Genomic DNA, 22,040 nt, shown 5'->3' with positions numbered 1-22,040 from the left:
CGTCAAGTATACGGGTGCCTCAGCGGCCCGGGTTGGGAGCGGTACCGGGGCCGATCTCGACGGGAGCGTCGAGCGCGCGCACCAGTCCATCCAGCCCGTTCGCCGGCACGACCCAGGGCGTCGAGCTGACCCCGTAGGTCGAGGAGTACCAGGCGATCGCAGCGTCGTTCATCGCGGTCAACCCGTTCGAGCCGACGAGGTAGACCTGGGCCGAGTCCTGCTCGCGGACGAAGAACGTCGACGTCGTCGTGCGATTCGCGAGGGCGCGACGCAGCTCGTCGGTTCCGGCAACGAACTCCGCCGATCCCAGCGTCGTGCCGTTCACGTCGAGCCAGCCGAGCGTGGTGAGCAGGTAGAACCGCCCGCCCGTCGTCATCCGCGACGGAGCCGTCGTCGAGCTTCCGACGAGGGCGAAGGATGCGGCGGTCAGCCGCGTCGCGGTCGAGGTCACGGCGGGATCGAGGAAAGCCGGGGGCACCGCGTAGCCGGCGTTGGCCGCGAGCTTCAACCCTCCGGCACCGTCGGTCACCAGGCTGGGGGCGAGCAGCGGTGGGCCGATCGTGACGGGCGCGATCGTGCTCTCCGACACGTAACTGAACGTCGACGGGATCCCGAAGGGGACGAGCAGCGACGTGTCGGGCATCTCACGCCGCGTCCCGTTCTGCACGAACCAGTTCGCGCCGTCCGGGCCGCGCACGATGTGCTGCAGGTAGCCGGCCGACACGACGGGGTTGAGTTGAGTGCTGGCGACCACCGGGAGCTGCCCACAGGTCATGCCGTACGACGCGAGTTGCTCACAGTTCTGGAACGCGTATCGCTTGACATCGATGAGCCAGATGCGGCCGTCGGTTGTCGCGACCGCCTTCTGCACCGTCTGACCGCCCCAGTAGTAGTTGCCCAATTCGCTGGTCGTCATCGTTCGGATCGTGCCGAAGGCGCTGTACCGGGCGAGGGTTGCGGCGTCGCCGAACCGGTAGCGAACCCCCGGGCCGAGCAGCCAGACATCACTCGAGCCGCTCACCTGCGCCAGCGAGGGCGACGTGCCGGTGGTCGGGCCGAACCAGTCGGTCCACAGCCGCCAGAAGTTGCGGTTGCCGTACGACGCGCAGCCGTCACCCGTGCCGTACATGTTGGCGAGTGCGGAATCATTGGGACGGTAGGGCGTGTAGTTGTACAGGCCGGCGGTGGCGGCGTTGCGAATGTAGGTGTTCACCCGGCCGCACGCCGCGTTCGGATGCCACAGGATGGCGTTCCACTGGCCGGCCTGGTGGTTGAAGTTCTGAGGCCGGATCTTATAGATGTTGAACTGCCGAGCCGCGTTGTAGATCTGGTAGAAGAATCCGGCGTAGGCGGGATCGCAGGGCGCCGTGTCGGGACAGGCGAATCCCGTCGCCTTGTTGAACCGGCTCGCGCTCGCCTCGCGCAACGTCACGAGGCTCTGCTCCTTCTGCAGGATCACGAGAAGCGCCTTCTGGCTGATATTGCACGCCGCGCCGACGCGCGCGATGATGCTCGCCGCCGATTCGTTGGCGATCCCCGGCATCGCCTGGCAGTACGAGGTCGCCGCCATGCTCGGGGTGTTCTGCGTGTAGTTGAGCAGGCACGTGGTTCCCGCGTAGCATCCCGGATTCTTGCTCGCGATGAAGAGCTGCACCGCTCCCGCGTCGAGCGCACCGCCGTTGTAGAAGTTCTCGTCGCTGACGATGTAGCCGGGATCGAAGTCGGCCGCGTTGGCCGCAGCTGCCGGGGTGGTGGCGCCGGGCAGGGCCGGAAGGACGGTGACCACGACGGCGAGGGCAACGATCATCGTCACGATCCGCCGGAGCAGACCGGGGCGCGACGGCGCGCTGGGAAGAGACGTCATTCCGCGTTCACCCCCGCTCACCGGACCCTTCATTATGCGCACGAATGGCGGAAATCGGGGGAAATCCGCTGATCAGGTGTCGGAGCGCATGCGAGCGAGGCTCTCGGGGGTGTACGTCGCGGCGATCTGAACGTCGTTGCCGCCCCCCACGATGTTGGTGAAGTACAGGCCGCCGGACTGGGTCCCCGGCACGAACGGGAAGTGTTGCGACTGCGGCCGGGTCTGCACCACGCGTCGGCCGTTGAGCACCGCCACGTGGTGCAACCAGAGGTCGTCGTTGTTCGGGGCGACGGTGAGGAAGGTCTCCCCCGCCTCACGCACCTCGTCGAGGAACGCGGGCGGATAGATCTGCCCCGAGACGCTCGTGCCGAAGTTGCGGAAACTCGGACGATCGTCGCGCACCGGCTGCCACGAGGCATACGGGGCGACACGGTCGCCGTCGAAACCCACCTTGTGGGCACGCGGGGTCGCGAGGTCGCCGGGATGCTTCTCGAGCGTCGCGACGAGTTCCGCCAGCCAGTGCGGCGGGAACAGGATGTCGTCTTCGCTCGTCGCGAGGGGCACCTCGTGGTGATCCGTCGAGTTCACGTAGAACCAGTGCTTGGTGTGCACCTTGTAGCCGTGCGGCACCTCGACGATCTCGAGCCCGCGCCGCTGCAGTCGTCGAAGCTGGGGCGTCAGGCGCCGGAACGCCTCGGGATCGTCGAGGTAGAGCACGTGGCGTCGGGGCCGGAGGTCGCCGCGGGCGACCGACTCGATCGCCAGATGCACGGTGCGCAGCCGGGGGCCGTACGTCGTGGTGCAGACAGCGACAGGCGAGTCGGGATCGACGATCGACCGGCGGGAGAACCGGTTGGCGAATCGCAGCCGTCGTAAGAGTCGGCGCGTCTGTCGGTCGGGACGGTCGTCGTAACCGGTCGGGGTCGGGGGATCGACGATCCGGCGCCAGGCACCGTAGACCGTCCGCCACGCCTCGCGGACCCCGGGAATGCGCCCGAGGAGCCGGCGGAGTCCGCTCACTGCGGCGGGCCGTCGAGCAACTGCTGGAGATAGACGCCGTAGCCGCTCTTCGCGAGCGGAGCCGCGATCTGTCGCAGCCGATCGTCGTCGATCCACCCTGCGCGCCACGCCACTTCTTCGATGCAGCCGATCTTGAGTCCCTGGCGGTCTTCGATGACGCGCACGTACTCCGACGCCTGCATCATCGACTCGAACGTTCCGGTGTCGAGCCACGCGGTGCCGCGGTCGAGCACCTGCACGCGCAGGCGACCCGCGTCGAGGTAGCGCTCGTTGACGGTCGAGATCTCCAGTTCGCCGCGGGCGCTCGGCGTGATCGTCTTCGCGATGCCGACGACGTCGTTGTCATAGAAGTACAGCCCGGGAACCGCGTAGTTGCTCTTGGGTCGCTCGGGCTTCTCTTCGATCGAAAGGGCGCGCATCTCGGCGTCGAACTCGACGACGCCGTACGCCTTGGGATTGGCGACCGGATAGGCGAAGATCATCCCGCCCTCGAGCGCGCCGTCCTGCTGCAGAGCGGAGCCGAGGTCGGCGCCGTGGAAGATGTTGTCGCCGAGCACGAGGGCGACCGACTCGTCGCCGATGAACTCCTCGCCGATGATGAAGGCCTGGGCGAGCCCGTCGGGTGAGGGCTGAACGGCGTATTCCAGGCGGATGCCGAGCTCCGAGCCGTCGCCGAGCAACGCCCGGAACTGCTCGTTGTACTCGGCGGTCGTGATGATCAGGATCTCGCGGATGCCGGCGAGCATGAGCGTCGACAGCGGGTAGTAGATCATCGGCTTGTCGTAGATCGGCATCAGCTGCTTCGAGATGCCTTTGGTGATCGGCCACAGCCGCGTGCCGGATCCGCCGGCGAGCACGATGCCGCGCATCAGCTGGTCGCCCCGAGCGAGTCGTAGAACGCGCGCACGTCGTCCCACGCGGGCAGCAGGCCGGTGGCTGCGGCGTCGGCCAGGGTCGGGGCCTCGAGATCCTTCGGCGACAGCAACGGCTCGCCCGCGGCCTCGGGGAAGACGAGTGCGATCTGCGGATCGAGCGGCGAGATGCCGTGTTCCGCCGTCGGGTTGTAGACGTCGCTCACCAGATAGCTCACCGTGGCGTCGTCGGTGAGCGCGACGAACGCGTGACCGAGGCCCTCGGCGAGGTAGATCGCACGACGGTCGACGTCATCCAGCAGCACCGAGTCCCACTGTCCGAACGTGGGCGACCCGACGCGGATGTCGATGGCGAAGTCGAGAACGGCACCGTGGGTGGCGGTGACGTACTTCGCCTGCCCGCGCGGCACATCCGCGAAATGGATGCCCCGCACGACGCCACGCTTCGACACCGAGGTGTTCGCCTGCCGGAGATCGAGCGGATGCCCGATCACCTCGGCGAGTCGGTCGAATCGGTACCACTCCATGAAGACGCCGCGGTCATCGGCGAGTTGCTTCGGGGTGATCTCGTAGGCGTCCGGGATGGAAAGCTCGCGGATCTGCACCGGGGAAGTCTACCCGGGCGAATTCGAGCCCCCGCCCCGGGCCGCGTCAGCAGCGCTTCAACGCGGCGACCTCGGCCGACAGGCTCGGCGTGTTGCCGAGCAGCGAGACCTCGGTCACCTTGAGTCGCGCCAGCTCCGCGTAGATCTCCGCCCGGATGCAGTTCTGCACCGTGATGTACAGCGGAGCGCCCCACTCGCCGGCGAGCGCCGAACCGGCGAGCGCGTCCGGGTAGTTGGTGCCCGTCGCGAGCAGGGCCCGGGTCTCGGTCGGCGAGAACCGGTACGCGTTCACGGCCGCGGACGTGCCGAACCTGTCGGCTCCGGTCTGACGGATCACGGTCGAGAACTCGGCATCCAACTGCGCGAAGATCCCCGCCGACACGCTGTTCGTGCCGCCGGTGACGACGATCTCGGTCACGCCGAGGTCGGTCAGCAGGTCGATGGTCTCGGTGGGAACCGTCGACGCGGGCCCGTTGACCAGGATCACCGGGGCGTCGACGGATGCGGCGGCCCCGCCTGCCGACAGCGCGTCGGGGAAGTTGAGGCCGTTCGAGATATAGGCCACCGTCGAGCCGCCCGGATCGGTGTCGGAGTCGAGGAAGGCGTCCCGCGCGATCGCCCGCGACGTGGCGAACCGGTCGGGTCCGGTGATCCGCTCGGCGTTGACGCCGGTCGCATCGAACACGGCTTCGTCGATCTGCGCGAACGAGGTCGCCGAGACCGAGTTCTCGCCGCCGAGCACGATCACCCGCTCCGGCTGGAGCGCGACGATCTGGTCGAGCACGACCTGGCTCACCCCGCTCGGCTGCACGAGCATGACCGGGCCGCCGAGGTGCGCAGCGGCCGGTCCCGAGCTGAGCGCGTCGGGGTAGTTGAGGCCGGTCGTCAGGTACAGCACCGGCACGGGAGCGGTGAACTCCTGCGCGATGTCGATCGAGGTGCCCCAGCGGTCGGTGCCGGTGAGCCGGGCGACGGTGACGCCCTTCGAGAAGTAGCCGTTCGCCGGGCTGGAGAACGAATTGGCTCCGTACTGGGTCACCGCCGTGAAGGTGTGGAGGCCTGCGGCGACGCTCGAGACGTCGACCGACCAGGTGCCGCTGGTCACCGACGAGTCGGACAGGATCGATCCGTCTTCGAAGGTGACGATGACCGAGTTGGTGGCGGTTCGCGCCGACAGCGGAACAGTGCCGGTGAGGGTCGTCGGGTTGACGGCGCCCTGCGCGGTCGTGATCCCCGGGGTCTCGGGGCGCACCTCGAGCTCCCAGTCGGTGTAGGCCGTCGCGACCGTCGCCTTGGCCCCGTCGGTGGAGACCATCGGGAAGAACCCGGCGACGTCGGTTGACTGGCAGCTCGCGCCGTCGGCCGTCGACCAGGAGGTGATGCCCACCGCGTTGGTGCCGACGATCGCCGACCCGCCGCTGTCTCCGGGGAGGGTGCACACCTGCGCGACGATCGAGTTGACGTGCAGGTCGGGCAGCGGGTCGCCGTTCTCGTCGACGAAACTGTTGGCGTCGTAGTCGACTTCGAGAATGGGCCCGCATCGCCAGCCGGTGCGCATCCCCGAGGCGCACAGCGTCGCCCCCACGATCGTGGCCGTCTGGCCCGTGATGTACGTGCGCGGCGTCGCTCCCGGCGCACCCGCGCCATAGCCCCAGGTGAGCACGCCCGGCTGCGGCGTGACGCCCGCCTCGGTGACCGCGATCCGGGACACGTCGTAGTTGACGTTGCCCGCGCCGGTACCCCACTTGCGGGTCGAGACGAGCGGGGCGCCGATGTCGAAGAAGCCCGTGACGGTGTTCGGCGCCGAGAGCACGAGAGCGCTCACCGGACCGACGATGCCTTCGGCCCCCTCGAGGCAGTGGCCGGCGGTGACGAACTCCGGGTCACCGGTCGTGTCGTTGAAGCCCTGGAATCCGGTCGTGCAGACGTAGCCCGACTGGTCGAGCGGGTCGTCGCTCCAGTAGTAGGCCTGGCCATCCCAGAGGTCGGTCGTGGTGCGGATCGGCTTGTCGAGCACGAACGGCTCGGGCTCACCGAGTTCGGCCGTGGCTCCGGCGTCCTCGACCACGGCGGCGGCCGCCTCGTCGCCGACGTTGACGACGAGCTCCGTTCCCTCCATGCGCGAGCCGAGCACGTCGATGCCGGCGTCTTCCTCGAGCGACTCGACGACGAGGACGGCCTGCGTGGCCGCGGCAGCTTCGGCGAGGTACTCGGCCCCCGTGACGTCGACGTCACGGTCGAGCGCCTCGATGAGTTCGGCAGGAAGCTGCGCCGCCTGCTGGGCGAACATCGCCGGCGAGTACTCATCCATCTGTTCGACGTCCGGGTCGGTGACCGGAGCGGCGTTGGCGATCACCCCCGGAACGAGAGCTGCACTGACGACGAGCGTCGCGACCGCGACGGCAGAAGTGAACAGACGACGACCCACCAGAAATATCCCCTCATCCGCGAATGCTTCCCCGACGCGGGCGAGGCGCAATGCGTTCATCGTAAAGGCATCCTCGCGTTTGCGCACTCCCCCCGACCGCGCGTCGGGCGGCCGCGACACGCCGTTAGACTCGCGGGGGACTTCGCCTAGGAGGCTTCGTTGAAAATCCTCGTCACCGGGGGAGCCGGGTTCATCGGCTCCAACTTCGTGCGGCGCACCCTCGAAGACGCGTATCCGGGGTTGGAGGGCGCCGATGTCGTCGTGTACGACGCCCTGACCTACTCCGGCAACCTCGAGAACCTCGCGCCCGTCGCGGACTCACCCCGCTACTCGTTCGTGCACGGCGACATCCGTGACTCCGCACTGCTCGACGAGGTGCTGCCGACGGTCGACACCGTCGTGCACTTCGCCGCCGAGTCGCACGTCGACCGCTCCGTGCGGGACGCCGGCCCGTTCGTCGAGACCAACGTCGTCGGCACCCAGCGTCTGTTCGACGCGAGCCTGCGCGCACAGGTCGCGCGTTTCGTGCACGTGAGCACCGACGAGGTGTACGGCTCGATCGCCGAAGGCTCGTGGGACGAGGAGCGCCCGCTCGAGCCGAACTCCCCGTACTCCGCGAGCAAGGCCGGCAGCGATCTGCTCGCCCGGTCGTTCCACCGCACGCACGGGATGAACATCTCGATCACGCGCTGCTCGAACAACTACGGGCCGTACCACTTCCCCGAGAAGGTCATCCCGCTGTTCGTCACGAACCTCATCGACGACAAGCACGTTCCGCTGTACGGCGAAGGCAACAACATCCGCGACTGGCTGCACGTCGACGACCACACCCGCGGCATCGCGATGGTCACCACGCGCGGGCGGGCCGGCGAGATCTACAACATCGGCGGCGGCACCGAGCTGACCAACAAGGAACTCACCCAGCTGCTGCTCGACGCGACCGGCAAGGACTGGTCGTACGTCGACCGCGTCGAAGACCGCAAGGGCCACGACCTGCGCTACTCGGTCGACATCTCGAAGATCCGCAACGAACTGGGCTACGAGCCGCTCGTTCCGTTCGAGCAGGGCCTCGCCGACGTCGTGCAGTGGTACCGCGACAACCGCGGCTGGTGGGAGCCGCTCAAGACCCGCGCCGCGCTCGCCTGACCATGGCCGCGCTCCGGGTGATCGCCGACGACATCCTCGACCCCGGCGCGGGCGAGCGGTCGGTGCTCGCCGAGCAATGGCTGCGCGCCCTGATCGCCGTGAAGCCGCGCGGGATGCGGGTGACGGCGTTCGTGTCCGCGTCACCGGAAGGCGACTACGACCGGCTGCGCGACCTCCTGCCCGGCCTCGACGGCATCCTCAAGAGCGCCCTCGCGCGGCGCGAGCTGCAGGCCGCCTGGGCGCACGGCTTCACCCCGCTCCCCGGCGAGGGCTTCGTCCACGCCCTGTCGCCCCTCGCGCCGCTTCGCCGACACGATCGCGACGTCAATCCCGAACTGCAGACCGTGGTCACCGTGCACCGTGCGACGGCGTGGACCGATCCCGACCTGTTCGACGGGCGCACCCTGCGTCGGGAACTGCAGTTGGTGAAGCGCGCCGTGAAGTACGCGGATGCGATCGTCACCCCGACGCACACCGTGGCCGCTCTCGTCGCCGAGCAGTTCGACGTCGGCGATCGGGTGCGGGTCATCGGGGCGGGCGCCGGCATGGCGGGAACGCCGACGACCCCCGGCGACGACCGCTCGGCGGGCGCCGTCGTCGCGGTGGCGGGTGACAGTCGTGCCGACGGGCTCGACGCGCTGCTGGAGGCGTTCGGCTCCCCCGTCCTCGCCGACCGTCGACTCGTCGTCGTGCGCACCTCCGCCGACCGCGCCCTGCCGCACGAGGCCGAGGCGGCGCTCGGCGAGCGGTTGCTCGTCGTCGACGCGGGGGACGCCGCGCAGCTCCATGCCCTGGTACGAGGTGCGGCCGTCGTCGCCGCCCCGCACCTCTCCGACGGTCCCGGCCTCGCCGTGTTGAGCGGCTTCGCGGCCGGGGTGCCGGTCGTGCACTCCGATGAACCGTCGCTTCACGAGATCGCCGCCGACTCCGGAGTCGAGGTCACCCGCGGCGACGGCTACGCCGACCGGCTCGCCGACGCGATCGCGACGACGCTCGACGATGCCGACGAACGCGCCCGGCTGAGTGTGATGGGCGAAGACCGGGCGAAGGCGTTCACCTGGCGGGATGCCGCCGAGAAGATCTGGCAGCTGCACGCCGACCTCTAGGGGCTGGGCGAAGGCGACGGGGTGTAGGGCACCAGCGCGGCGTCGACGGTCGCCTGGATGAGCGCGAAGTCGGGATTCGCCTCCTCCTCGATGAGCGGCGGCACGAAGTCGATCTTGGTGAGCGGCAGCTCCTTGGTCTTCGCCGCGAGTTCGACGAAGTAGCCGAGCATCGACTGCGGGATGTCGGTCGAGACGACCTGTGAGCCGGCCTGCGCGATGCCCTGGAACTTCAGCAGCACGTTCGCCGGATCCATCTGTCGCAGGATCGCCTCCTGCACCTGCCGCTGCCGCTCCATCCGCTCGTAGTCGGTCGTGCCGTAGCGCGACCGCGCGTACCAGAGCGCGTTCTGCCCGTCCATCCGCTGTAACCCCGGTTCGATGTACCCGATCGGGTCGGCGGGGCTGCCGTCGTCGAAGGTGTTCGACCCGAGCGGAACCCGCTCGGTCACGTTGATCTCGACCCCGCCGAGGGCGTCGATGAGTTGCGCGAAGCCCTGCATGTCGATGAGCACGTAGTACGGGATCTCGAGGCCGAGGATGCCTTCGGCGGCGTCGCGCATGGCCTCCACCCCCGGACGGCTGTTCTCGGCGGCGGCGTCGGGGTAGAGGTCGGGATGCTCCTCGCCGTAGGTGTAGAGGTAGCTCACGAGGCATTCGGTGCCGCAGTCGTACCCGTTCGGGAAGGGGCCCCAGAGCGGGGAGTCGGCGGCGAACGGAACGTCCTCCATGTTGCGCGGGATGCCGAAGATCGTCGCCGCCCCGGTCGCCGCTTCGATGCTGACGACCGAGATGCTGTCGGGGCGCAGGCCCAGCCGGTCGGGGCCGGCGTCGCCGCCGAGCAACAGGATGTTGTACCGTCCGTCGATCGGCGGCTCCGAGGCGCCCGGGGCGAAGATGCCGAGCAGCCCGATCGCCGCGATCGAGTTGGCGACGACGAACCCGCCGCCGGCGAGCGACACGACGAGCGACAGCACCCCGATCCCGGCGACGACACCGCGCGCGCGCGGAGCGAGCCGCACGAAACGCACGAGACGCAGGGTGTCGAGGGTCAGCACGACCCACAGCACGACATAGAAGACGGCGAGCGCGGCGAGCGCGACGAGGGCGGGCGTGAAGGTCACGATCGCCAGCAGGACGCCACGTGCGGCGAGAGCCAGCACGATGCCGACGGCGACCAGCATCCAGAAGAGGATCGTCGTGGCGAGCCCGAACCTGCCGAGGCGGCGGTTCCCGGCCAGCACTTGAGCAGAGCCGGGGATGAGCAGGTTGAGCACCACCAGCCACCAGCCGCGCCGGGACATGAATCGGGGCGAGCGGAGGTCCGGGTTGCGGACCGTGGGAGTGGACTGACTCACGAGCCGTCTGCGAGGCGCGCGTTCTTCTCGGCGACCATGCGCTCGAGACCGGCCGCGAACTCGACGAGCTTCGCGGTGAGCGCCTCGTCGCCCGACGCGAGGATGCGCACCGCGAGGATGCCCGCGTTGCGGGCGTTGCCGATCGCGACGGTCGCCACCGGGATGCCGGCCGGCATCTGCACGATCGACAGCAGCGAGTCGAGGCCGTCGAGATTCTTCAGCGGCACCGGAACGCCGATCACCGGAAGGGTCGTGACCGAGGCGATCATGCCCGGCAGGTGCGCGGCGCCGCCCGCGCCGGCGATGATGACGCGGATGCCGCGGCCGGCCGCGTCGGCGGCGAAGTCGATCATCGCGCGCGGGGTGCGGTGCGCCGAGACGATCTTCACCTCGTGCGGGATGCCGAACTCGGCCAACGCCGCGACGGCGTCGTTCATGACGGGGAGGTCGGAGTCCGATCCCATGACGACGGCGACGAGCGGAGGCACGGCGCCATGCTATTGCTCAGGCCTCGAAGAACCCTGCCGCGGCACGCGCCCGTGCCCGCACCTCGGCGAGATCCGCCCCGGTCGCGGTCACGTGGCCGACCTTGCGGCCCGGGCGGGAGGCCTTGCCGTAGGAGTGGAATTTCACATCCGGGTGGGCCGCGAACGCCTCCGGATAGCGGTCGGGCATCGTCGCCGCGACGGGGCCGCCGAGCACGTTGACCATCACGCTGACCGGTGCGAGCGGGGTCGGGTCGCCGAGCGGCAGGTCGAGCACGGCGCGCAGATGCTGTTCGAACTGGCTCGTGACCGCGCCCTCGATCGTCCAGTGCCCGCTGTTGTGCGGGCGCATCGCGAGTTCGTTGACCAGGAGGCGGCCGTCCGTCGCCTGGAACAGCTCCACGGCGAGGACTCCGGTCACTCCGAGCCCCTCGGCGATCGCCTCGGCGATCGCGCGCGCCTCGACCGCGGCATCCCCCGCGTCGGGTGCCGGAGCGAGCACCTCGGCACACACCCCCTCGCGTTGGATGGTCTCGACCAGCGGCCAGGCCGCGGTCTCACCCGACGGGCGGCGCGCGATCAGCTGGGCGAGTTCCCGGCGGAAGTCGACGAGTTCCTCGGCGAGCACGTCGCCCTCGGCGAGCCAGTCCGCGGCATCCCCGGCGGAGCGCACGACCCTGACGCCTTTGCCGTCATACCCGCCGCGCGGCGTCTTCACGATGGCGACCCCGCGATGCGCGGCGAGGAACTCGGCGAGGTCGGATTCGCTGCGCACCGCCGCCCAGTCCGGGATCGGCACGCCGAGCGCCGCGAGGCGCTCCCGCATCCGGATCTTGTCTTGCGCCGCTTCGAGCGGGTCGCGTCCCGGCCGCACCGCCACTCCCGACGCCTCGAGGCGGGCGAGCACGTCTTGGGGCACGTGCTCGTGATCGAACGTCACGACGTCGATGCCTGTCGCGAAGTCGAGCACCGTCGCCGCATCCCGATAGTCGCCGACGGCCGTCGCCGCGATGCGGGCCGACGAGTCCGCCGACTCGGCGAGCACCCGGATGTCGATGCCGAGCGCGACCGCCGGCGGCACCATCATCCGGGCGAGCTGGCCGCCGCCGATCACTCCGACGCGCACGGCTCCTCCTCCGGGCGGATTACGCTGGTCCCCGCCCGTACTCGACCCTAGTCGGGCCGACGAGTGACGAGATCGAGACGAGAGCGATGCGTGGCCTGATCGCCCAATTCACCCGCTTCGGGCTGGTCGGGCTCGTCGGGCTCGTCATCGACGTCGGGCTGTTCAATCTGCTGTCGGTCACGGTGCTCCGCCCCGACGACGTGCACGAGGGGCCGATCATCGCGAAGGTCATCTCGACCTCGGTCGCGATCCTGTGCAACTGGATGGGCAACCGTCACTGGACCTTCCGCGCTCACCGCGGTCGCCAGCTGCTCCGCGAAGGCGTGGAGTTCGCGCTCGTGAGCGTCGGCGGCATGCTGATCGGCCTGTTCTGTCTCTGGATCTCGCACTACGTGCTGGGCTTCGACAACCTGCTGGCCGACAACATCTCGGGCAACGTCGTCGGGCTCGGGCTCGGCACCCTGTTCCGGTTCACGCTCTACAAACTGTGGGTCTTCGCCCCTCGGCGCGGCGAGAAGATGCCGGTGTTCCCTCCGACGACGCACGACCTCGAGGTGGCGGCCGACATGCCGGAGGAGGATCAGGCCCGACCGAGCCCGCGGTAGACCCAGCCCTCGGCTCGCCACGCCGCCGGATCGAGCACATTGCGACCGTCGATCATGACGCGGGTCGCGGGCTCCAGGTCGGCGGGCTGGAGCCCGCGATACTCGGCCCACTCGGTCAGCAGCACGACGACGTCGGCACCGCGCGCGGCGGTGGCGGCGTCGACGACGTACTCGAGTTCCGGCAGCAGCCGCTCGGCACCGTGGCGGGCGGCGGGATCCGTCGCGACGACGTGGGCGCCCGCGGCGCGGAGCTGCCGCGCGACGTCGAGAGCGGGCGAGTCGCGCACGTCATCGGAGTCGGGCTTGAAGGCGAGGCCGAGCAGGGCGACCCGGGCGCCGGCGAGGTCGCCGACGGCGTCGGCCACCAGCTCGACGACTCGCGCTCGCCGACGGAGATTGATGGCGTCGACCTCGCGGAGGAAGCCGACGGCGTGACCGACCCCGAGCTCTTCGGCGCGTGCGGCGAACGCCCGGATGTCCTTCGGGAGGCAGCCGCCGCCGAAGCCGACCCCCGCGTTGAGGAAGCGCCGGCCGATGCGGGCGTCGTGGCCGATCGCGTCGGCGAGTGCGGTGACGTCCGCCCCCGTGACCTCGGCGATCTCGGCCATCGCGTTGATGAACGAGATCTTCGTCGCCAGGAACGCGTTCGCGGCGACCTTCACCAGTTCGGCGGTGGGCAGATCGACGACGAGGCGGGTGACGCCCTCCGCAAGGGCCTGCGCATAGACGGCGTCGAGACGGTCGACGGCGGAGGTGTCGCCGTCGGCCACGCCGTAGACGATGCGGTCGGGTTTCAGGGTGTCCTGGATCGCGAACCCTTCGCGGAGGAACTCGGGGTTCCAGGCCAGCGCGATGTCGCGGGCGGTGAGGTGCGCGGCGAGGCGAACCGCCGTTCCGACCGGCACGGTCGATTTGCCGACGACGAGGCTGCCCGGGCGGGCGTGTTCGGCGAGGCCCGCCACAGCGGCATCGACGTAGGTCAGGTCGGCCGCGCCGTCGACGCCCTGCGGCGTCCCGACGGCGACGAAGTGCACCTCGCTCCCCGCCACCGCGGAGAGGTCGGTCGTGAACGTGAGGCGGCCCGAGTCCAGCGAGGCGCGCAAGAGCTCCTCGAAGCCGGGCTCGAAGAACGGCGGTTCCCCCGCACTCAGAGCGCGAACCCGTTCGGGGTCGACATCGACCCCGACGACCTCATGTCCCAGCGAAGCCATCGCTGCGGCGTGGACCGCGCCGAGGTACCCGCATCCGATCACCGACAGCAGCACTCGCGCACCCTAACATCGGCGGGCGGGATGCGGGATTCAGCTGCGGACGTGAACGACGTCACCGGCGGCGACGGCGACCTTTCCGCGCCCCGCGACATCGACGACGAGCCGCCCTTCGACGTCGATGCCCGTCGCCCAGCCGGTGAGGATGGAGCCGTCGGGAAGCCCGATCCGCACGGTGCGTCCGCGCGTCGAGAGCCGAGCCATGACCCGTTCGCGGAGCTCCTCCGGCGTCCGGGCGAGGTGTCCGCGCAACGCGGTCAGATAGCGGGCGACGACCGCATCCGCCTCGACGGGAGCAACCCCGGCGATCTGCAGCGACGTCGCAGTCGGCACCGGCAGTTCCGCCACGGTCATCGCGGTGTTGAGCCCGGCGCCGACGACGATGCCGTGGGGCGTCCACTCGGCCAGGACGCCGCAGATCTTGGCGTCGTCGACGAGCACGTCGTTGGGCCACTTCAGCGTCACCCGGTCTCCGAGCAGCGGCCGCAGGGCCTCGACCATCGCCAGACCCGCGGCGAGAGCCGTCCACCCTCCGAGGGTGTCGGGAACGAGGGTCGAGACGGCGACGGAGGCTCCCCGCGGCGCGACCCAGGTGCGATCGAGGCGCCCGCGACCCGCCGTCTGGTCTTCGGTGAGGACGGTCGTGAACCACTCCAGTCGTGGCGTGGCCGCACCGACAAGCACGGCGAGCTCGGAGTTCGTCGAGGCACAGGAGTCCAGCGCCTCGAGCCGCGGCACGGCCGCACGCACCAACGGGAAGTCCATGGTGCGAGCCTAGGATGTCGGTCATGCCGGAGCACGCGAGCGCCCCTCGCGACGGCACCCCCCGCATCCTCGTCGTCACCCCCACCTACAACGAAGCGGGCAGTCTGGCCGACACGGTCGCGGCGATCCTGTCGGCGACACCGGAGGCGCACGTGCTCGTCGTCGACGACGCGAGCCCCGACGGCACCGGGGCCATCGCCGACGGTCTCGCCGCCGCCGAGCCCCGGGTCAGCGTGCTGCACCGAGCCGGCAAGCAGGGCCTGGGGCGCGCCTACGTCGCGGGATTCCGGGTCGCCCTCGACCGCGGGTATGACGTGATCGTCGAGATGGATGCCGACGGTTCGCATCCGGCATCCGCCCTGCCCGCCCTGGTGGCCGCCCTCGCCGACGACCCCGCGGTCGGTCTCGCGATCGGGTCGCGCTACGTGCCGGGCGGCGGGCTCGCCGACTGGGCCGCGGGCCGGCGCCTGCTCAGCCGGGCCGGCAACGCCTATGCCCGCTTCATGCTGCGGCTCGGCGTGCGCGACGTCACCGCGGGCTACCGCGCCTACCGGGCAGAGGTGCTGCGCGGCCTTCCCCTCGACGAGATCGACTCGCGCGGCTACTGCTTCCAGATCGACATGACGCTGCGCACCCTCGACGCGGGCTGGCGGATCGTCGAGCGCCCGATCGAGTTCCGGGAGCGCACGGCGGGCCGGTCGAAGATGAGCAAGGCCATCGTCGCCGAGGCGATGCTGCGGGTCACGGTGTGGAGCTTCGCCCGGCTGCTGCGCCGACGCACCCCGGTCAGCCGGCCGATGCCCGGAGCGAACGCCACGCGCTGAGCCGCCCCCGCACCCGCCGGTGCAGACGCACCACCCCGCGCGCCGGCATCCCGACGGCGAGCGCGACGAGCCCCCCGAGCGACCGGTCGGCTTCCCCGAATGCGCGCTTGCGGTCCCAGGCCGCACGCAGCCGACCCCCGGGCGGCAGCTGCGCCGGGCGCGGCTCGAGCTCTCCCGCTCGCCGCGCGGCGACGAGCGTCTCGAGGGTGATCGCCCAGTCGTCGGTCGCCGGGTTGTGGAAGTAGTTGTCGTCGAGCCAGCCGGGGTCGGGATGCCGGAAGTCGCGACCGACGACGGCGTCGCGACCGCCGAACAGCCCGCTTCCGACGAAGACCGGGTTGATGAGCGAACGCCGCACGCCGAAGGTGGCGATGACGACGGCCGGGATGCGGCGGGCGATGGCTTCGACCACGGCGGTCGACGACACGGTGACGAGTCCCGCAGCGGTGTCGAGTGCCTCCGCCATCGGAGCGGCCGAGACGACGAGATTCCGCGGCACCGGCCCCAGTTCGGCGATCAGGTCGGGGTAGCCGTCACGTTCGGGATGCGTCTGGTTCTCGCCGGCGAGCGCGCGCACCTTCACCACCACGCGACGCGTCGGATCGGCGAGCGCGGCATCCCGCAGCATCGCCGCGACGAGGAGCCGGTCGCTGCGTTCCGCGGGCACGATCGCTTGAGCCGCGAAGACCAGATCGCTGCCGGCCGCGGGTCGCCGCGACGCGAAGGGCAGTGTCGCGAGGCCGAAGCGGTGATCCCAGCCCTTCGCCTGCGCGAGTCGAGCGAACTCGCGCACCTCGCGGCGGGAGTGCAGCACCACGAGATCCGCCTGACGACGGTAGAGCAGCGCCTTGCGGGTCGTCGGGATCGAGATGCCCGGCAGCCCCGTGACGACCACGGGCCTCGGCGACAGGTCGGCGACGATCCGGGTGAGCACGCGCGCGATCGGCCCGGGGGTCGCGACGAGCACGGCATCCGGCGGATCGACGGCGAGCCGTGCCGCGATGTCGGGAAGCACGATCCGCTCCCCGGCGGCGATCCCGCTCCCGGCCAGCGCGGTCGCGAGCTGGGCGTCGCTCACCACGATCGGCGACTCGACGACCAGGAGCTCGCGCTCCCACTCCGGCGGAAGGGTGCCAGCGAGCGCCGCCCCCCACTTCACGTACGAGTCGGAGTCGGCGAGAACGACGAGTCGCACTACGCGGTGACCCGGCGCAGCTTCGCCATGGGCGCCTCTTCGCCGGGCATGATGCGCTTCACGCCGTCGCCCAGCGCCGCCTCGATGATGCGGATGTCGCGCACCAGATGCTGCAGCCCCGTCGGTTCCAGCGATGCGGCGTGGTCGGAGCCCCACATCGTGCGGTCGAGGGTGATGTGCCGTTCGATCGCGGCGGCCCCGAGCGCGGCGGCGGCGAGCGAGATCTGCAGGCCCGGCTCGTGGCCGGAGTACCCGACCGGCACGCCGGGGAAGCGATCGCGCAGGGTCGCGATCATCCGCAGGTTGGCCTCGTCGGCGGGCATCGGGTAGGTCGAGGTGGCGTGCAACAGCACGAGGTTCTGCACCCCGAGCACATCCACCGCCGCCTCGATCTGGTCGAGGGTCGACATGCCGGTGGAGAGGATGATCGGCTTGCCGGTCGCCGCGAGCGCGCGCAGCAGCTCGAGGTCGGTGACGGATGCCGACGCGACCTTGTGGGCGACGACGTTGAGATCTTCGAGGAACTCGACGCTCGGCACGTCCCACGGCGATGCGAACCAGTCGAGGCCGCGCAGGGTCGCGTGGTCGCCGACCTCGATGTACTGGTCACGGTCGAACTCGACCCGGTAGCGGTACTCGAGGTAGCTCATCGTGCCCCACGGCGTCTCGCGTGGGACGTCGCGCATGTGCGCCGGGGTGGAGATCTCGGGGGTGCGCTTCTGGAACTTCACGGCCTGCACTCCCGCGTCGGCGGCCACGTCGATGAGACGCTTGGCGATCTCGACATCGCCGTTGTGGTTGAGGCCGATCTCGGCGATGACGTAGGCCGCGAGGCCCTCTCCGACGGTGGTGCTTCCGATGCGGACGTTCATGGTGTGCTCCTCGTGGTGTTCGCTGTGGTCGATGCGCGGGCTGCCCGCTCCCGGGCGGCGAGGATGCGTTCCGCCGCCTCGCGCACGGCCCCGTGCCCGCCGCTGCTGCCGAGCACCAGCCGCGCGGCGGCGAGCACCCGCGGGTGCGCCTCCGGCACGGCGAGCGGCCAGCCGACGAGGTCGAAGCAGGCGAGGTCGTTGACGTCGTTGCCGAGATAGGCGACCCGGTCGAGGTCGAGGGAACGCTCGGCCGCCCAGGCACGCAGCACCGCCGCCTTGTCGCCGAGGCCTTGGCGCACCTCGACGCCGAGCTTCGCGGCTCGCGCCCCGACGACCGGATTCGTCTCGGTCGACAGGATGAGGGTAGGCACCCCCGCCGCGCGGAGCAGAGCCACGCCCATCCCGTCGCCGCGGTCGACACGCACGTACTCGCTGCCGTCCTGCCCGACCAGCACCGAGTCGTCGGTGTGCACCCCGTCGAAGTCGGTCACCAGGGCGTCGACGTCGAGCGCCCCCACCGGCGACGCGAGCGGCGCGATCGCGTTCGCGAGCCGCAACTGCTCGACGGTGTCGATCTCGAGCGCGTGGCGCTCCTCGACGAGCGCGACCCCGGTGCGGCCGAAGAACCGGTGCCATGCGACCCGGAACCCGGCGGCGTCCAGCACGTAGAAGGCGCCGGTCTCGAGGTACTCGGGCGTGCGGTCCTGCCGACGCGGACGGGCGGCGGGGTCGTGGTTGATCCCCGTCATCCCGTCGCCGCCGTGGCGCCAGAGGAACCCCCACGACTCCACCGCCGAGAAGACCACGTCCTCGGATCCCGCGGCGACCCGTCCGATCGCGTCGTCGAGGTCGGCCGGGTCGATGAACGGCGACGTCGCCTGCAGGAAGACCAGGATGCCGGCCTCGACGCCGCGCACCCGCAGCGCATCGAGCGCATGCACGAGCGCCGCCTCGCTGGATGCCGTGTCGCCGGCGAGTGCCGCGGGGCGGTCGACGATCTCGGCCCCCCACTCCCGGGCGACGGCGGCGATCTCGGCGTCGTCGGTCGACACCACGACCCGGTCGACCCGCGCCGCACCGCGTGCGGCAGCTACCGCGCGCCCGATGAGGGGGATGCCGCCCACCCGACGGAGGTTCTTTCCCGGAACGCCCTTCGAGCCGCCGCGCGCCGGGATCACCGCGACGACCTCTCCCCGGATCTCCGGTCCTGAGGTCACGCGGCACGCCCCACCGGACGCGGCCGACCCAGCACGTGCGCGAGCGTGGTGTCGGCGCTCGACCCCGACGACCGGATCTCGAGCCCGTCGAGGCCGGCAAGAAACAGCTCGACCGGCAGCCCCGGCTCGACGACGGTCACCCCGGGGATGGCGCGGATCGCATCGACTTCCCTTGCGGGTTCGCGACGGTGCGGCAGATAGACGGCGCTGCCGAGCGCCGCGAAGCGAGCCACCTGCTGCCGATGTTCGGCGCCGTCGAGCAACCCGTCGGCGACCCGCGCCGTGCCGAGCAGCACCCGGGTGCCGGGCAGCTGCGGCGGCCGCGCGGTACGGCGGATCCACGCGAACCGATTGGCGCGCAGCCGCACCCCGAGGGCGGCGGCAGCGCGGAACTCGTCACGCTCCGTGCCGAAGACGCTGAAGAACACCAGGCGTCCCATGCCGGCGAGGCGCAGCAGGTGGTCGCGGGCAAGACCGCCCAGGAGTCCGCGCAGGCCCGGGGCACGTTGCTCGGGCCGCTCGAACGAGCACTGCCCGGCCAACGCGGCCGCTAGTCGCAGGCTCATCGTGCCGTCGTCGAGCAGCGTGATGGCTCGCGGCCGAAGCACGGCAGCGGCGAGACGGAACTGTCCCGACAGCCCGTCGCCGACAATCCACTCCGATGCGCGCGCGAGCTCGCTCCACGGGATCCCCACGTACGGCACGCAGGATGCGAAGTCCGCACCGCGAGCGAGCAACTCGGCGGCCGTTTCCGGCATCTGCGGGCCGAGGCGGAAGACGACGCGCATCCGCACTCCGCGCTCGGCGGCGAGCTCCGTCGCGGCCACGAACTGCAACGGTGACTCCACCCACACCACGGGATACCCTGCCGTCACGTTCGCCTCATCCCCCCGCTTGCTGAAGGCGGGTTACGGCTCCACCGTCACTCGCGACGGTTGACGGCAGCCCTCCCCGATGTGTCCGGCGGGTGAACCGCACGTGACCGGTCCTCCCGAGGGGTTCGGCATCCGGTTCTCCCCCGTCCATCGCGACGTTCAGCCCGGCAGGTGGCGCTCGCCGTAGCGTCGATCACACGATCCGGAGACAATGGAAAGGTGATCGACGTGACCGAGCCGCAGGTGTGGGTGCTCATCGGCGTCTTCGCGACGGCGATCTTCGGGATGCTGACCTGGCAGACGATCAGCTTCAACCGCGCACTCAAGGCGACGATCGATGGCCTCGCGGCGCGCATCGACGGGCGATTCGCCGCTGTCGACGCGAAACTCGATGGCCTCGACCGCGATGTGCAAGCGCTCACCCGCCACGTGTTCGGCACCGACCCGCGCTGAGGTCTTTGGAGGTTCCCGCCAAGGGCGGCCGGTGAACGCTCGGTAGGCTGAGGGCCGTGACTGCCGACCCGACCTCCACGCCCCAGCCCGACATGTCGACGACGGCGGGCAAACTCGCGGACCTCAAAGTTCGGTACCACGAAGCGGTCACCGCCAGCGGCGCGGCCGCGATCGAGAAGCAGCACGCGAAGGGCAAGAAGACCGCCCGGGAGCGGATCGAACAGCTGCTCGACCAGGGCTCTTTCGTCGAGCTCGACGAATTCGTGCGGCACCGCACCACCGCCTTCGGCATGGAGAAGAACCGCCCCTACGGCGACGCCGTCGTCACCGGAACCGGCACCATCCACGGGCGCCAGGTGGCCGTCTACTCTCAGGACTTCACGATCTTCGGCGGCTCGCTCGGCGAGGTCGCGGGCGAGAAGATCATCAAGGTCATGGAGCTCGCCCTGAAGACCGGCGTGCCGATCATCGGGATGCTCGACTCCGGCGGCGCGCGCATCCAGGAGGGCGTCGTCGCCCTCGGCAAGTACGGCGAGATCTTCCGCCTCAACACCGCCTCGTCGGGCGTCATCCCGCAGATCTCGATCATCATGGGCCCGGCCGCGGGCGGTGCCGTCTACGGACCGGCGCTCACCGACTTCGTCATCATGGTCGACAAGACCTCGCAGATGTTCGTCACCGGCCCCGACGTCATCAAGACGGTCACCGGCGAAGACGTGGGGATGGATGAGCTCGGCGGCGCCCGCACCCACAACGAGCGCACCGGCGTCTCGCACTACCTCGCCGACGACGAAGACGACGCCCTCGACTATGCCCGGGCGCTCATCTCGTTCCTGCCCGACAACAACCTCGTCGATGCCCCGATCTACGAGTCGGAGACCGAGCTCGAGATCACCGACGAGGACCGCCGGCTGAACACCGTCATCCCCAACTCCCCGAATCAGCCCTACGACATGCGCTCGATCATCGAGCTGCTGGTCGACAACAACGACTTCCTCGAGGTGCAGCCGTTGTTCGCGCCGAACATCCTCATCGGGTTCGGCCGGTTCGAGGGGCGCAGCGTCGGCATCATCGCCAACCAGCCGCAGGCCATGGCCGGCACGCTCAACATCGACGCCGGCGAGAAGGCCGCCCGCTTCGTGCGGTTCTGCGACGCGTTCTCGATCCCGATCCTCACCCTCGTCGACGTTCCCGGCTACCTCCCCGGCACCGACCAGGAGTGGACGGGCGTCATCCGCCGCGGCGCGAAGCTGCTGTACGCCTACGCAGAAGCCACGGTGCCGCTCGTCACCGTCATCACCCGCAAGGCCTACGGCGGCGCGTACATCGTGATGGGCTCGAAGCAGCTCGGGGCCGACCTCAACTTCGCCTGGCCGACGGCCGAGATCGCCGTCATGGGCGGCCAGGGTGCGGTCAACATCCTCTACCGCGGCGATCTGAAGAAGGCCGAGGAGGCCGGTGAGGATGTCGCCGCCGTGCGCACGCGCCTGGCGAACGAGTACACCTACAACGTCGCGTCGCCGTTCCTCGCCGCCGAGCGCGGCGAACTCGACGGCATCATCGAGCCGGCCGCGACCCGGGTCGCGATCGTCAAGGCCCTGCGAGCGCTGCGCACCAAGCGGGCCTCGCAGCCGCCGAAGAAGCACGGGAACATCCCGCTGTGAGCGTGCCCGAGATCCGCATCCTCGGCGGGAAGGCGACGGCCGACGAGATCGCTGCAGTCACCGCCGTGCTCACCGCCGCACTCGACGAACTGGCGAGCGCGAGCCGGCGCAGCAACGAAACCGGCCGCACGGCGTGGCAGGTCAGTCAGCGCCCCGTGCGCGTCCCGCTGGCCCACGGGTCCTGGAGCAACTTCCCGCGCTGACCGCTCACGACGGAATCCGTCGTGGCCGCACTTGATTCCGTCGAAACCGTGAACATCGGCGGTGGAACACCCCCGCGTTGTCCCCCGAACTC

Annotated in this window: 21 protein-coding genes; 7 read left to right on the top strand and 14 right to left on the bottom strand. The window is 70.3% G+C overall.

All coding sequences use genetic code 11. The annotated features are described in order from the left end of the window. Positions 1–19: 19 nt before the first annotated feature. The 5 genes from IE173_RS07790 to IE173_RS07770 all read right to left on the bottom strand — a co-directional run bounded on the left by IE173_RS07790 (position 20) and on the right by IE173_RS07770 (position 6,849). Positions 20–1,807 carry a hypothetical protein gene (locus tag IE173_RS07790; protein ID WP_191282879.1) on the bottom strand — a complete coding sequence of 596 codons (1,788 nt, stop codon included), beginning with the start codon at positions 1,805–1,807 and terminating at the stop codon, positions 20–22. A 129-nt stretch (positions 1,808–1,936) separates the two neighbouring features. After that, positions 1,937–2,884, bottom strand: a complete 948-nt coding sequence (locus tag IE173_RS07785) for a hypothetical protein (protein WP_191282878.1) — start codon at positions 2,882–2,884, stop codon at positions 1,937–1,939. Next, entirely contained in the window at positions 2,881–3,753 is an 873-nt protein-coding gene (rfbA, locus tag IE173_RS07780) for a glucose-1-phosphate thymidylyltransferase RfbA (protein ID WP_191282877.1), read from the bottom strand. Before rfbA ends, IE173_RS07785 begins: the two co-directional genes overlap by 4 nt. Next, positions 3,753–4,361, bottom strand: a complete 609-nt coding sequence (locus tag IE173_RS07775; RefSeq protein ID WP_191282876.1) for a dTDP-4-dehydrorhamnose 3,5-epimerase family protein — start codon at positions 4,359–4,361, stop codon at positions 3,753–3,755. Before IE173_RS07775 ends, rfbA begins: the two co-directional genes overlap by 1 nt. 46 nt (positions 4,362–4,407) lie before the next feature. Continuing rightward, positions 4,408–6,849 (bottom strand): cell wall-binding repeat-containing protein, encoded by a 2,442-nt coding sequence (locus IE173_RS07770; protein ID WP_191282875.1) that lies wholly within the window; start codon positions 6,847–6,849, stop codon positions 4,408–4,410. 99 nt (positions 6,850–6,948) lie between these two features. On the opposite strand from IE173_RS07770, the gene rfbB reads away from it, so the two are divergent. Further along, complete coding sequence (rfbB, locus tag IE173_RS07765; protein ID WP_191282874.1) at positions 6,949–7,935, top strand: dTDP-glucose 4,6-dehydratase; 987 nt, start codon at positions 6,949–6,951, stop codon at positions 7,933–7,935. Between the two features lie 2 nt (positions 7,936–7,937). Then, positions 7,938–9,041 carry a glycosyltransferase gene (locus tag IE173_RS07760; protein WP_191282873.1) on the top strand — a complete coding sequence of 368 codons (1,104 nt, stop codon included), beginning with the start codon at positions 7,938–7,940 and terminating at the stop codon, positions 9,039–9,041. Here the strand turns inward: IE173_RS07760 and IE173_RS07755 are convergent. From IE173_RS07755 to IE173_RS07745, 3 genes are read right to left on the bottom strand one after another with little or no spacing between them, the layout of a single operon-like run. After that, a complete protein-coding gene (locus IE173_RS07755; protein ID WP_191282872.1) occupies positions 9,038–10,342 on the bottom strand; it encodes an LCP family protein in 1,305 nt (434 codons plus the stop codon). The genes IE173_RS07760 and IE173_RS07755 overlap by 4 nt on opposite strands. A 50-nt stretch (positions 10,343–10,392) precedes the next feature. After that, on the bottom strand, positions 10,393–10,860 hold the full coding sequence (gene purE, locus IE173_RS07750; RefSeq protein WP_191283049.1) for a 5-(carboxyamino)imidazole ribonucleotide mutase: 468 nt from the start codon (positions 10,858–10,860) through the stop codon (positions 10,393–10,395). A gap of 40 nt (positions 10,861–10,900) precedes the next feature. Continuing rightward, positions 10,901–12,007, bottom strand: coding sequence for a 5-(carboxyamino)imidazole ribonucleotide synthase (locus IE173_RS07745; protein WP_268248905.1), 1,107 nt, complete (start codon positions 12,005–12,007; stop codon positions 10,901–10,903). Between the two features lie 86 nt (positions 12,008–12,093). On the opposite strand from IE173_RS07745, the gene IE173_RS07740 reads away from it, so the two are divergent. Further along, a complete protein-coding gene (locus tag IE173_RS07740) occupies positions 12,094–12,612 on the top strand; it encodes a GtrA family protein (RefSeq protein ID WP_191282871.1) in 519 nt (172 codons plus the stop codon). Here the strand turns inward: IE173_RS07740 and IE173_RS07735 are convergent. Beyond that, the gene (locus IE173_RS07735; RefSeq protein WP_191282870.1) at positions 12,588–13,877 is read right to left on the bottom strand and encodes a UDP-glucose dehydrogenase family protein; all 1,290 of its coding nucleotides are present in this window, start codon (positions 13,875–13,877) and stop codon (positions 12,588–12,590) included. The two genes, IE173_RS07740 and IE173_RS07735, sit on opposite strands and share 25 nt — an antisense overlap. A 36-nt stretch (positions 13,878–13,913) precedes the next feature. Beyond that, positions 13,914–14,645, bottom strand: coding sequence for a biotin--[acetyl-CoA-carboxylase] ligase (locus tag IE173_RS07730; RefSeq protein WP_191282869.1), 732 nt, complete (start codon positions 14,643–14,645; stop codon positions 13,914–13,916). A 23-nt stretch (positions 14,646–14,668) separates the two neighbouring features. Here IE173_RS07730 and IE173_RS07725 point away from each other — a divergent pair, with 23 nt between their 5' ends. Then, the gene (locus IE173_RS07725; protein WP_191282868.1) at positions 14,669–15,469 is read left to right on the top strand and encodes a polyprenol monophosphomannose synthase; all 801 of its coding nucleotides are present in this window, start codon (positions 14,669–14,671) and stop codon (positions 15,467–15,469) included. On the opposite strand, the gene IE173_RS07720 is transcribed toward IE173_RS07725, so the two are convergent. From IE173_RS07720 to IE173_RS07705, 4 genes are read right to left on the bottom strand one after another with little or no spacing between them, the layout of a single operon-like run. Further along, entirely contained in the window at positions 15,432–16,664 is a 1,233-nt protein-coding gene (locus tag IE173_RS07720) for a DUF6716 putative glycosyltransferase (RefSeq protein WP_191282867.1), read from the bottom strand. The genes IE173_RS07725 and IE173_RS07720 overlap by 38 nt on opposite strands. Next, positions 16,664–17,536 carry an N-acetylneuraminate synthase family protein gene (locus tag IE173_RS07715; RefSeq protein ID WP_191282866.1) on the bottom strand — a complete coding sequence of 291 codons (873 nt, stop codon included), beginning with the start codon at positions 17,534–17,536 and terminating at the stop codon, positions 16,664–16,666. Before IE173_RS07715 ends, IE173_RS07720 begins: the two co-directional genes overlap by 1 nt. After that, a complete protein-coding gene (locus IE173_RS07710; RefSeq protein WP_229841966.1) occupies positions 17,533–18,753 on the bottom strand; it encodes an acylneuraminate cytidylyltransferase in 1,221 nt (406 codons plus the stop codon). The genes IE173_RS07715 and IE173_RS07710 overlap by 4 nt, the downstream gene beginning before the upstream one ends. Then, positions 18,750–19,628 carry a hypothetical protein gene (locus IE173_RS07705; RefSeq protein ID WP_191282865.1) on the bottom strand — a complete coding sequence of 293 codons (879 nt, stop codon included), beginning with the start codon at positions 19,626–19,628 and terminating at the stop codon, positions 18,750–18,752. The genes IE173_RS07710 and IE173_RS07705 overlap by 4 nt, the downstream gene beginning before the upstream one ends. A 219-nt stretch (positions 19,629–19,847) precedes the next feature. Here IE173_RS07705 and IE173_RS07700 point away from each other — a divergent pair, with 219 nt between their 5' ends. The 3 genes from IE173_RS07700 (at position 19,848) to IE173_RS07690 (ending at position 21,948) form a co-directional block, all read left to right on the top strand. Next, positions 19,848–20,081, top strand: coding sequence for a hypothetical protein (locus IE173_RS07700; protein WP_229841965.1), 234 nt, complete (start codon positions 19,848–19,850; stop codon positions 20,079–20,081). Between the two features lie 92 nt (positions 20,082–20,173). Beyond that, entirely contained in the window at positions 20,174–21,745 is a 1,572-nt protein-coding gene (locus IE173_RS07695; protein ID WP_191283045.1) for an acyl-CoA carboxylase subunit beta, read from the top strand. Further along, complete coding sequence (locus tag IE173_RS07690) at positions 21,742–21,948, top strand: acyl-CoA carboxylase epsilon subunit (RefSeq protein ID WP_191282864.1); 207 nt, start codon at positions 21,742–21,744, stop codon at positions 21,946–21,948. The genes IE173_RS07695 and IE173_RS07690 overlap by 4 nt, the downstream gene beginning before the upstream one ends. The last annotated feature ends 92 nt before the right edge of the window (positions 21,949–22,040 follow it).

Source organism: Pseudolysinimonas yzui, assembly GCF_014653215.1.
In the GTDB taxonomy this organism is placed as follows: domain Bacteria; phylum Actinomycetota; class Actinomycetes; order Actinomycetales; family Microbacteriaceae; genus Pseudolysinimonas_A; species Pseudolysinimonas_A yzui.
The sequence above is the reverse complement of the archived record's forward strand: the minus strand, read 5'-3'. Positions and strand labels throughout refer to the sequence as shown.